This is a genomic window from Ilumatobacter sp., from assembly GCF_041688325.1.
Classification (GTDB): Bacteria; Actinomycetota; Acidimicrobiia; order Acidimicrobiales; family Ilumatobacteraceae; genus Ilumatobacter_A.
Window position 1 is genome coordinate 1 of sequence record NZ_JBDNIJ010000304.1, and the last position, 11,125, is coordinate 11,125.

At 63.1% G+C, this 11,125-nt stretch carries 7 protein-coding genes; 4 read left to right on the forward strand and 3 right to left on the reverse strand.

Annotation, left to right across the window (positions count from 1 at the left end; translation table 11 throughout):
- Positions 1-215: 215 nt before the first annotated feature.
- Together ACH2EI_RS16295 and ACH2EI_RS16300 are read right to left on the reverse strand one after the other, a co-directional pair.
- Entirely contained in the window at positions 216-1,559 is a 1,344-nt protein-coding gene (locus ACH2EI_RS16295; protein WP_395152389.1) for a lipopolysaccharide biosynthesis protein, read from the reverse strand.
- An 8-nt stretch (positions 1,560-1,567) separates the two neighbouring features.
- Positions 1,568-1,771, reverse strand: a complete 204-nt coding sequence (locus ACH2EI_RS16300) for a hypothetical protein (RefSeq protein WP_395152388.1) — start codon at positions 1,769-1,771, stop codon at positions 1,568-1,570.
- 72 nt (positions 1,772-1,843) lie between these two features.
- Here ACH2EI_RS16300 and ACH2EI_RS16305 point away from each other — a divergent pair, with 72 nt between their 5' ends.
- The 4 genes from ACH2EI_RS16305 to ACH2EI_RS16320 all read left to right on the forward strand — a co-directional run bounded on the left by ACH2EI_RS16305 (position 1,844) and on the right by ACH2EI_RS16320 (position 8,800).
- Positions 1,844-5,272: a glycosyltransferase gene (locus ACH2EI_RS16305; RefSeq protein ID WP_395160787.1), complete on the forward strand. Its 3,429-nt coding sequence runs from the start codon at positions 1,844-1,846 to the stop codon at positions 5,270-5,272.
- Positions 5,269-6,804, forward strand: coding sequence for a hypothetical protein (locus ACH2EI_RS16310; protein WP_395160789.1), 1,536 nt, complete (start codon positions 5,269-5,271; stop codon positions 6,802-6,804). Before ACH2EI_RS16305 ends, ACH2EI_RS16310 begins: the two co-directional genes overlap by 4 nt.
- 102 nt (positions 6,805-6,906) lie before the next feature.
- Complete coding sequence (locus ACH2EI_RS16315; RefSeq protein WP_395160791.1) at positions 6,907-8,328, forward strand: MFS transporter; 1,422 nt, start codon at positions 6,907-6,909, stop codon at positions 8,326-8,328.
- Between the two features lie 37 nt (positions 8,329-8,365).
- Positions 8,366-8,800 carry a thioredoxin domain-containing protein gene (locus tag ACH2EI_RS16320; RefSeq protein WP_395155271.1) on the forward strand — a complete coding sequence of 145 codons (435 nt, stop codon included), beginning with the start codon at positions 8,366-8,368 and terminating at the stop codon, positions 8,798-8,800.
- Between the two features lie 59 nt (positions 8,801-8,859).
- Here the strand turns inward: ACH2EI_RS16320 and ftsH are convergent, their stop codons facing one another.
- On the reverse strand, positions 8,860-10,809 hold the full coding sequence (gene ftsH, locus ACH2EI_RS16325; protein WP_395160793.1) for an ATP-dependent zinc metalloprotease FtsH: 1,950 nt from the start codon (positions 10,807-10,809) through the stop codon (positions 8,860-8,862).
- Positions 10,810-11,125: the final 316 nt, after the last annotated feature.

Here is an 11,125-nt window from a genome sequence, read left to right on the forward strand (position 1 = left end):
CTATTCGCATCCTGATGGCGGCCGGATGGACACCGGGCAGATCTACTTCAACCCGCCCCGCACCTACTACGACGACCTCCGCCAACGCATGCAAACCGACAACGCATACCTCGCCAAAATCCAGCCACCCGGCCTGCAATCTGGCCTGCACTAACCCGCCTGCACCGACCCGCCTGCACCGAGCGGCCAGAACGGCGCCGATTGGCGCACCAGCGTTAACTTTCGAAGGGCATGTCGGTGATGGCGTCCATGATCGAGTCCTGATCCGGAACAACACCCATCATCAGCTTGTACCGCAAGGTCAGGCCGAAGGTCACCATGGCCGCGATGGAAGAGGCCAGGAGGCCGATCTCCACACGACGGAACACGTCGTCGCTGCCCTGCCAAGTGCCGATGATGAATGCGATGACGCCGATGCCCCAGCCGATTGACACCAGTGCGTGGCCCTTGAGGGCGATCACGGCTTGCGCTGTTGCCAAGGCGACCATGTAGCAGGCGCTCGAGAAGGCCAAGAGTGCCAAGGTGCGGCCGGTCAGGTCGGCATCAAAAACCACTTCAAGCGCCCACGGGCCGATCAGGAATGCCCCTGTCGTGCCGACGACGCCCACGACGAGCACCACCCCCATGAGGCGTTTCAGTCCGCTTCGGAACTCGTCGAGTTCGCCTTGCGCGGCGAGTTGGCTGAGCCGGGGGAGGAGCGCGGCTTGCACAGCCTGGAAGAGGAACAGGGGGATGCGTGCGAGCAGGACGCCCTGGCCGAACTGCGTGACGAGCACATCTTGGTCGTCGGCGGCCAGGAGGCTCGCAGCGATTGGACCAGCGTTGAGTAGTGATGCCGCGAACACCGAACCGAGCAGCAGCCAACCGAGGTTCGGTGTGACTTCGCTCCAGGAGGCCGGCGGGCCGTCGTCATTGGCCAGCTGGCCACGCTTGTAGACGTAGGCCACTGCGAACAGCGGCGCAAGGGCGACGGCGAGACCGTACGCCCCGACCGCGGTGACCCCGACGACTGCCAGTGCGATACACAAAATGATGCGGATGACGCCGTCGGAACCCATGATCACCGCGTACGAACGGAATCGACTGTTACCCGAGCAGATGCCACGAGCCAAGTGGGCAGGCGCGTATGAGGCAAAGGCCAGGACGAGGGCCATGACCATGAACCAGTTGCCGTCGAAGTAGCTGTCGGCGATCCATGGGCTGGTGATCGCAATGACAGCGACGACACTGATGGTGAGGCCGACGCCGAGTTGGATGACCTTTTTCACGACCGGGGCGGTGCCCTGGCCGAGTGCCCGACGATGGGCGAGGGCGCGACCGAGTTCTTGTTCGAGCGGCAGAAAGAACCCCGGAGCGAGGGCGAACGTTGCGAACCACAGTGACGTGATTGGGGCGAACGCCTTGTCGCCACCGACCGCGACGTTGCCGATCTTAAAGAAGGCATACGTGGCCACCCCAGCAATCAGCAGGGCGATGCCGACAGGAATGGTGCCGTCAGGAAGGGGGAGCCGCTCGCGCGTCGGCGAAGTCGGTTCCGGTAATTCGTCGGATGTGGTCACGGTGCTACTCAGTCGCGGAGGCTTCGCTCGAATTCGCGGCGTTGCACCTGTGCCCGCTGAAACAGCAGCAAACCCAAGCCGACACCGACATATGTGGCGTCCTTTGCGACGTCGAGGGTCCGCTTCGCAACCGTTCCCGACACGTGTTGGGCGGTACGCGCTGCGGGCGCGAGATCGAAGTTCGTCAGGTTGACCGTGTGCCACTGCGCCATGTGACAGAGGCTACCTGGCAGTGGACGGGCATGACCTCGACCAGTGGGTCGGCGCAGCTATCGTCGCGCCACGTGCAACCGGAATCACCACAGGCGCCGCCAGTCGTTGCGGTCGTCGTCGTTCACGAACCGGGTCCATGGTTCGAAGAAACGCTTGAGGCGCTCGCCGATCAGGACTACCCAAACCTCCGGTTCCTCTTTCTTGCCGACGTCGCAGACGAGTTGCTCCAGGAGCGCATCCGCGTGCGGATCCCGAAGGCGTTTGTGCGAGGCCTCGGCGCCAATGCGGGGTTTGGAGCCGCCGCCAACGAAGTGTTGCGGCTCGTCGAAGGCGACAACGGGTTCTTCCTCCTGTGTCACGACGATGTTGCTCCGGAGTCCGACGCGGTCCGCACCCTCGTCGAAGAGATCTACCGTTCGAACGCTGGCATTGTTGGTCCCAAACTCGTCGAATGGGACAACCCGAGTGCGCTGCAGGCCGTCGGCCTCGGTCTTGACCGATTCGGCGAGATCGATCTCGGTATCGACCCCGGCGAAGTTGACCAGGAACAGCACGATGGCGTGCGCGACGTGTTCGCGCTGCCATCGGCGTTCATGCTGGTCAGGGCTGACCTGTTCCGTGAGGTCGGCGGGTTCGATCCCGCCATCTCGTTCCATGGCGACGATGTCGAGCTGTGCTGGAGAATCCATCACAGCGGAGCTCGCGTGGTCGTTGTTCCGGCTGCACGAGTTCGACACCGTGGCCAGCTCGCTGAGCGGCGTCCAGACCTCAATCACGATCTGCTGAGCGCACGTCACCGGATGCGTGCGGTAGCGACCCTCACCGGGCCGACGCGACTGCCAGGCCGATCGGTCGAGATGGTCGTCTTAACTGCCGTCGAGATCGTGGTTGGAGTGTTCACTGGCCGTTTCGGCGAAGCGTGGGCTTCAGTCCGTGCCCTTGCGGGGCTGATCCCGCGCTCGCTGTCGTTATTGGCTCGACGGCGAGTTGTCAAACCTCTGCGTCGCGTGCCCGAACGAGAAGTGCTCGGACTGCAGGTTGGCGGAAGCGCGCGACTGGTCCGATTCCTGCGGTCCAGAGATACGGAGACCTTCGTCGGCACCGACACCAATGTCCGGCGTTGGCGTGAGTCGACGACGGCGCCAGTCCTTGCATGGCTCGCGGTACTGGCTGCGATCGCCATTGGAAGCCGTGACTTCTTCGTGTCTGGCGTGCCAGCCGTCGGCGAGTTCCTCCGGTTCCCTGAGAGCCCGCGGGTACTGCTCGACAGCTACATCAGCGGATGGAACCCGTCCGGCTCTGGAGCGACATCGCCGAATCCAACCGGCTGGGCAACGCTGTCGGGGCTCTCCGTCTTCACACTCTTGCGGATGGGAGCGCTCCACACGACGTTCATCGTCGGTCTGGTCGTCGTCGGTCTGATCGGGCTCTGGAAGCTGGCCACCGTCTTCCCGTCGACTCGTGCGCGCATCTCCGCGCTCGTCGTTTATGCAGCCAGCCCGCTCGTGGTCGGCGCCATGTCGACCGGGCGATTGAACACACTGGTCACCTACGCCGCCGTGCCGTGGATGATCCACACGATGCGTCGCGCGGTCGGCGTCGACACTGCTGATCCGCGCAGCGCCGAATCAGACATGGCCGATGGGCTGGTGCATCTGTCGCTGCCAGAACGACTTCGCCGAACAGCATCAGCAGCCATCGTTGTCGCGCTTGCTGCAGCGTTCGTTCCCGTCACCGTGGTTGTCGCCATTGTCATCGTGGTCGTCCTCACACTGTCGACCTTGCTTGCGCTCGCCCCGTGGCGAACTGCGCTCCGCTACCTCGAAGTCGGTACCGCAGCAATTGTCGGTGGTCTTCTGCTCAATTTCCCCTGGGTCTCCTCGTGGTCCTGGGACCAGCTCGTCGGCCCAGCGCCGATTGGCAACCCGGGACGCGGCTTGGCAGACCTCGCCTCGTTCCGACTCGGCGACGTCGACTTCGCATGGCTCTCGATGGCGTTGTACGTCCCAGTGATCGCTGCGGTCGCGTTGGCCCGTGCCTGGCGGCTCACGTGGGCAGTCCGCGCAGGAGGCCTGGTGGCCGTATTCGGTGCGCTCGCGGTGTTGGCTGATCGTGATGCATTGCCGTGGAGGGGTCCCGATGCCGGCATCCTGCTCGTGCCTGTCGCCGTCGGCTTGGCGATTTCGGCCGCTGCGGCGATTGCGGCGTTCGACCTCGATGTTCGGGGCGGATCGTTTGGTTGGCGTCAGCCTCTCGGGTTGCTCGCAAGTGTCGCTGTCGTCGTCGGAGTTTTCCCCGGCCTCGTCGCAATCGGCGATGGTGGATGGAACACGCCGACGACGCCGCTCGCTCGTCTGCTCGAAGCGCAACTTCCCGATGACACGATCGACCAACCGTCAGGCGACTCGAACGAGAACGGACCGCTCATTGAGCCCGGCCGCGGCGGTTACAACGTGTTGCTCGTCGGCGACGCCCGTCTGCTTCCGGTGCCGTCGGTCGAATACCGCGACGGCGTCTCGTTTGCGATCCTCGACGATGGGCTCCTCGACGTACGCGACCGTTGGGCTGCTCCGTCGAACGAAGCGAATACCGCGATAGCGCTTGCATTCGACGAAATGGCGAGTTCGTCGACGTTGCGCGCCGGGCGATTGTTGGCGCCGCTGGGCATTCGGTTCATCGTCGCTCCCGAATTTGACAACGTCGTCTCGACCACAGCGGAGCCGCTCCCACTTCCAGGCGGTCTCATTGATGCGCTCGAGGATCAGCTCGATCTGACCTCCGTCACCGGATTGCCGACGCTCGAGGTGTTCGAGAACACAGCGTGGATCCCAATAGTCAGCCAGCTCACCGGCACCACTGCTGCAGCGAGCCGGACTGCGGGTGCCGGTGCGCTCGTCCGCGCAGAACTCAGCTCGGCATCGCCGGTGTTCCTCGGTGCCGACCACCAGACGACGTCGATCGACGACGTCGTGCCCGGTGTGATCCATCTCGCCGTCCCGTTCGATGAGAACTGGTCGTTGACCGTTGATGGCGAGTCCATCGAGCCGCGACGTGCCTTTGGCTTGACAACGGCGTTTGATGTTGAGCGGGCAGGTAGTGCCGAACTGGCCTACAGGACGCCGTCATCCCGTTCGCTGCTGTTGGCGCTGCAGGTCGTGCTGTGGGCAATTGCGCTCTTCGCAGCGACCCGAGTCAGCCTGCCGCTGGCCCGACGGAGCGGACCGCTCGTCGAAGACGAAACATTGATCGATCTGGGTGACGCCGACATCGAAGCCGATGCTTCTTTGAACATCAGCCTCGACCCAGGATTCGACCTGACCGGTGCAATGGCCCGCCAAGACATCTCGACCGCCGGCGATCAGTCGCTGCTCGACGATGACGCCGATGACGCCGATGACGCCGATGACGCCGATGACGCCGGTGATGTACTGGTGGTTGCGGTTGATGCGGCATCTGACCCGATCAGGCTGGATGAAGTGGACTCCGAGGAGCCGTCATGAATCGTCGTTCCATCCCTGCTCTTGTCCTCCTGCTCGCAGCATTCGCTGGGCTGTTCGTGGTCGGACGCGACACAATCGCAAGTCCCGCTCCTGTGTTCTCCTCGCCAGCTGGAACCTGGATGCCTTCGGTCACCGACACGGGTTCATTGACAGGTAGTTGGTTCTGCCCGGGAATTCCTGCGACCGGTGAGGATGGCGTCGGTGGCTCGGTTGTCATCTCCAACCGCGAGAGTGAACAACTTGAGGGTCGCTTCATGGTGATGAGCCCGGAAGGTCTTGAGGTTGAGCAAGGGTTCACCGTGGGCCCGTGGTCCCAGAGCACTATCGATGTCGATGCGTTCGTCACGACGTCGTTTGCCAGCGTCGTCGTCGAGATCGACGGTGGCCGCGGGTTCGTTGAACAGATCGCCAACCATCCTGCTGGCGATTCCGTTGCACCGTGTGCCGGAGAGACTTCGAACGAGTGGTATCTCGCCGACGGGTTCACCGCAGGAGGCAGCATCGAGACACTGATCCTGACCAACCCGTACGACGATCTCGTGCTCACCGACCTTGCCTTCGCAACCGAGTCCGGGTCCAGCGAACCCAATGCCTTCCAGGGATTCCCCGTGCCGGCCAAGTCGGTCAAGGTCATTCCGATCGCCGAACTCGGCAACCGTGACGAACCGATCATCGCTGCGAGCATTACGACCCGCGGCGGGCGACTTGTTGTTGGTCGCGCCCAACACTTCACCGGCGGAGGCCGCCTGGGCTACGACGTGTCACTCGCAGCTCCGGCACTGCGCGACCAGTGGTGGTTTGCTGACGGCGAACGCGGCGCAGGCATCACCGAGACGTTCTCGATCTACAACCCGACCGACGGGGATGTCGAGGTCGACGTGTACTTCTTGGGCCTGCCGCTTGAATTTGACGGCGGTGACTTCGCACCGATCAATGTCCCTGCTCGTCAGGTAGTGATGTTCAAGCCCTTTGAAGGTGCTGCCGACGACACCAACACCACCAACACCGACAACAACACCAACACTGACAACACTGACCCCAACACTGACCCGGAGTTTTTTGCCGCGCGTGTCCCGAACGGGCGCCATTCGGTTGTTTTTTCGACACTCGCCCAGCCGACGATTGTGGTCGAACGCGTCCTCACGCGGCCGGTCGGCGGTTCGTTCGTCACATCGGTGGTCCAGGGCGCACCGCCTCGGCCTGACGGCTTCGTTGCCAACCGTTGGCATATTGGCATCGGGCCGTCGGTGCCGACCGAAAACGCCCTCATCGTGTACAACGTCGACAACGAGCAGGCCACGATTACCATCGAGGCCGTCGGGCCCGGTGGCCCAACGGCCATCCCGAGCCTCACGGATATCCCGCTCGGGCCGGGCGCGGTGATCACGATCGACCTCACCACTGACGACGCACTCGATCAAGAGTTGATCGTCAACTCGTCGAACCGTGTCTTCATCGAGCGATCGCTCGCTCGTGGCGGCAACCTGCCCGGACGATCCGGGTCGTGGGCGGTGCCCGCCAGCAACACATGAGCGTGACCCTGCGACTCTGACCCTGCGACTCTGACCCTGCAACGCTGGCCCTGCAACGCTGACCCTGCAACTGGAATTCGGTTCGTTGGCTACGCTCCGGCGATGACTCCACCCGCACCTTCGCTTTGCGCAGACGGTGTCGAGGAGCCGGGTCGCGACGCATGGCTCGCCGTCGGGGTCACCACCCTGGTGTTCTTCCTCGTCGTCATCGACGTGTCCGCAGTCAACGTGGTGTTCCCGTCGATCCGCGACGACTTCGCGGTCTCTGAGGCGACACTCGGCTGGGTCATCTCTGGCTACAACATCACGGTCGCCGCACTGCTCATGGTGGCGGGTCGTTACGCCGACAGCATCGGCCGCAAAAAGTTGTTCCTCCCGGGCGTCGGCATCTTCATGCTCGGCTCACTGCTGTCTGGTCTGGCCCCGAACGCCACGCTGCTGATCGCGGCGCGCGTCGTGCAAGGGATCGGTGGCGCAATTATTTCACCGACCGCCATTGCGGTTGTTCTGCCGGCGTTCCCCGCCCACAAGCGGTCATCGGTGATTGGCATCACCGGAGCAACCGGTGCGTTGGGCGCCGTAGCAGGACCGGCGATCGGAGCATTCGTGACTGAAGCCTGGTCGTGGCGCGGGGTCTTCCTGATCAACGTCCCGCTGTGCCTGCTGGTGCTGGCCTTGGCGCCGAAGCTGCTGACCGAATCAAAGAACCCGAACGCAACCGGCCGGGTCGATTTGCTCGGTGTGCCGATTGGAACGGCGGGAGTGGCGCTCGTCATGTTCGCCATCGTCCGCTCGGAGTCGAACGGTCTCGGTGACCCAATCACCGCCGCACTCTGTATTGCAGGCATCGCGCTGATCGCTGCACTGGTTCGTCGTTCCCGTCATCACCCCGAGCCCCTCATCGAGATCGACCTTTTTCGGCACCGCTCGTTCACCAGCACCAACCTCGGGCTCGCCTTCTATTCGATGGCATTCACCTCGGGATTTCTCGTGAACTCGCTGTTGTTGCAGGAACTGTGGGGCCAATCGTTGCGGACGACCGGTGCCGCATTGATGCTTTCACCACTCATCGCTGCGTCGATTTCGCCCATTGCCGGCCGCTGGGCTGACCGGATCGGACACCGGTGGATCCTCGCAGCGGGTAGTTCGTTCTGTGCTGTCGGATACTTCTCGTATCGGCTGCTGCTCGGCAATGACCCAGCGGTGTGGACGCGATTTGTACCGCTGTCGGTGCTGACCGGCATCGGGGTTGGGTCGACGATTGCGACGTGGGCGAGTGCCGGGCTGGCCGACATTGAGCCAGCGCGTTTTGGGACCTCGAACGCGATGATCCGTACGACACAGCAGGTGTTCTACGCATTCGGTATTTCGGTCGCGATCGCGATCGTCGCTCGTGGCGTTGGTAACACCGATGTTGCCAACTATCACCTGGCGTACACCTTCGTCGGGGGTTGTTATGCGATCGCTGCAGTGACCGTTGCCATCACATTCCCACCAGGTTCGAGTCGCAGTCGATCGACGTGACCCCGGCCGTGACGCCGGCCGTTAGCCTGACGAGTGCATGGAGCGCCTCGTTATTGCTGCCGTCATCATCGCTGTGGTCGGAGTCGTTGCGCTCGTCTCGCGATCTCGCCGCACACCCGACGCTCCAACGCAGCGTCACCACAACGTGCCCGAGCAGATCGACCGTTCCGATTTTGCTCGCCCGGATGCACCTTGGCTGGTCACCATCTTCAGCTCAGCAACGTGCGATGTGTGCAAGGGCGTGGCCGAGCGAGCTGCGGTGATGGAGTCGAAGGAAGTCGCCGTCGTCGAAGTCGAATACGGCGAGGCGAAGGCCTTGCACGAGAAATATCAGATCGACGCTGTGCCGACGCTGCTGATCAGCGATGCTCAGGGTGTGACCCGCAAGCACTTCGTCGGCCCGGTCAACGCCACCGACATGTGGGCCGCCGTCGCTGAAATCCGAGAGCCAGGCTCGGCCCCCGGGCACTAACTGTCACCCTCTGAAACCAAGCAGACCTGAGTGTGACAGTGACGACGTCGGGGTGCCAGTCAGTGAACCGGTGCGTTGCTGGGAAGGGCGGACTGGATCAGTCGGGCGACTTCTGGGCCGTCGATTGTCTCGTGCTCGAGGAGCGCTTCAGCAATCAGGCGGAGGCCCTCGGAGTGCTTCGTGATGACATCATTTGCCCGCTGCTCTTGCTCGTGCAGGATCCGGCCGATCTCCTCGTCGATCAGCTTCGCAGTGTCGTCGCTGTACTCGCGGCCTGAACCCATGAGGTCGTCGCCGAGGAAGGTCTGCTGCTGGCTGCTCCAGGCCTGCGGACCAACACGTTCGGACATGCCCCATTCGCGAACCATGCGGCGAGCGATGCCGGTGGCTTGTTCGAGGTCGTTCGCTGCACCTGAGTTCAGGTTGCCGAAGACGATCATCTCGGCGACACGACCGCCCATTGCCTTGCAGATCGTGTCTTCGAAGTACTCCTTCGAGTACGTATGACGCTCCTGGGGGAGCGACCATGTGACACCGAGCGCCATGCCACGCGGGAGGATGGTGACCTTGTGGAGTGGGTCGCCGTGGGGAAGCACGGTGGCGAGCAATGCATGTCCGCCTTCGTGGAAGGCGGTTGCTCGCTTCTCTTCGGGGCTCAGGATCATCGACTCACGACTGGCACCGAGAACCACTCGGTCGCGTGCGTTCTCGAAGTCGATGCGTTCGATTTGCTTCGACTTCCGACGGACTGCGACGAGCGCTGCTTCGTTGACCAGGTTGGCGAGGTCGGCACCCGACATGCCAGGTGTGGCCTGGGCCATCGTGTCCATGTCGACGTCAGGACCCATCCGCTTATCACGGCTGTGGACGTCGAGAATCGCTTTGCGCTCGCTCCACTCGGGAAGCGGAACCACGATCTGGCGGTCGAAGCGCCCCGGGCGCAGCAGCGCCGGATCGAGGATGTCAGGACGGTTGGTGGCAGCGAGAATGACGATGCCCTCGGTGGCCTCGAAGCCGTCCATCTCGGCGAGCATCTGGTTGAGCGTCTGCTCTCGTTCGTCGTGGCCTCCGCCGAGGCCAGCGCCGCGCTTACGGCCGATCGAGTCGATCTCGTCAACGAAGATGATGGCCTTGCCCATGCGCTTGGCCTGCTGGAAGAGATCGCGGACCCGGCTGGCGCCGACACCGACAAACATCTCCATGAAGTCAGAACCAGTGACGCTCAAGAAGCCGACTCCGGCCTCGCCTGCGACGGCGCGGGCGAAGAGCGTCTTGCCGGTACCGGGAGGGCCGACGAGCGGAATGCCCTTGGGGACCCGTGCGCCGATTTCCTTGAACCTTTCGGGCATGCGCAGGAAGTCGACCACTTCGGTGATCTCTTGCTTGACCCCGTCATAGCCCGCGATGTCGTCGAACGTCGTCGAAGGGCGGCTGGCGTCGTACGCCTTGGCCTTCGACTTACCGATCGACATGACGCCGCCCATTTGGCCCTGCGCACGGCGCTGCATCCAAACGAAGAAGGCGATGATCAAAGCGATTGGCAAGAAGATCGAAAGGAGGCCCAAGAGCCAGTTGCTGCTCGGCGGGATGAACCGGTATTTGACGTCCTGTCTCAGGAGCAACGCTTCGTCGGCTGCGGACACGCCGCGCTCGCCACCACCGGAGGTGGTGTATTTGTCTTCGTTGTTGAACTGTCCGGTGATCTTGCCGGAGCCGGTGTTGATCTCGGCCGTCGCGATTTCTCCGTCAACGACGAGTTCACGCCATTCGGAGTACTCGAGTGACTCACCGGTTTCGGAGGGCCACAGGGTGGGGACCAGAATGGCAGCGGCGAGAACGCCGACCATGACATAAATGGCCCACTTCGGCCAGCTGCCCGGACCCTTTCCCGCGGGGGTTCCGTCGGGGTTGGCATCTTTACCGGAGGACTGCTCGTTCTTGTTGCGTTGCTGCGGACCGCGGCCACGGCCGGGAGGCGGCGGAGGCGGGGGAGGGGGCAGGTTGGTCATTTTCCCATTCTACGGCGATTCGATGGACATGCCAGATCAAGCGGTGCGACAGACTGCCCAAGACTGCCCAAGACTGCCCAAGACTGCCCAAGACTGCCCAAGACTGCCCAAGACTGCACAAGACTGCGAAAGGATCAGGAAGTGCACGTGACGCGTGTCCGCGCGGAACGCGCGAAATGTCGCGCGAAGGGTGACCATCCGCCGCTTGGGCTGTCTGGAGGTCTAATTTCAGGGTTGTTATTTCCGTCGGGTCAATAGTTGGGCAGTTGGAACCATGAAACTCACGAATCACTACACCGGAGAACACGTGCGGCCC

What these genes read in the sequence shown, in the direction of transcription:
- ACH2EI_RS16315 (WP_395160791.1), top strand. Translation starts at nt 6,907, where the DNA reads ATGACTCCACCCGCACCTTCGCTTTGCGCAGACGGTGTCGAGGAGCCG.
- ACH2EI_RS16320 (WP_395155271.1), top strand. Translation starts at nt 8,366, where the DNA reads ATGGAGCGCCTCGTTATTGCTGCCGTCATCATCGCTGTGGTCGGAGTC.
- ACH2EI_RS16310 (WP_395160789.1), top strand. Translation starts at nt 5,269, where the DNA reads ATGAATCGTCGTTCCATCCCTGCTCTTGTCCTCCTGCTCGCAGCATTC.
- ftsH (WP_395160793.1), bottom strand. Translation starts at nt 10,809, where the DNA reads ATGACCAACCTGCCCCCTCCCCCGCCTCCGCCGCCTCCCGGCCGTGGC.
- ACH2EI_RS16300 (WP_395152388.1), bottom strand. Translation starts at nt 1,771, where the DNA reads ATGGCGCAGTGGCACACGGTCAACCTGACGAACTTCGATCTCGCGCCC.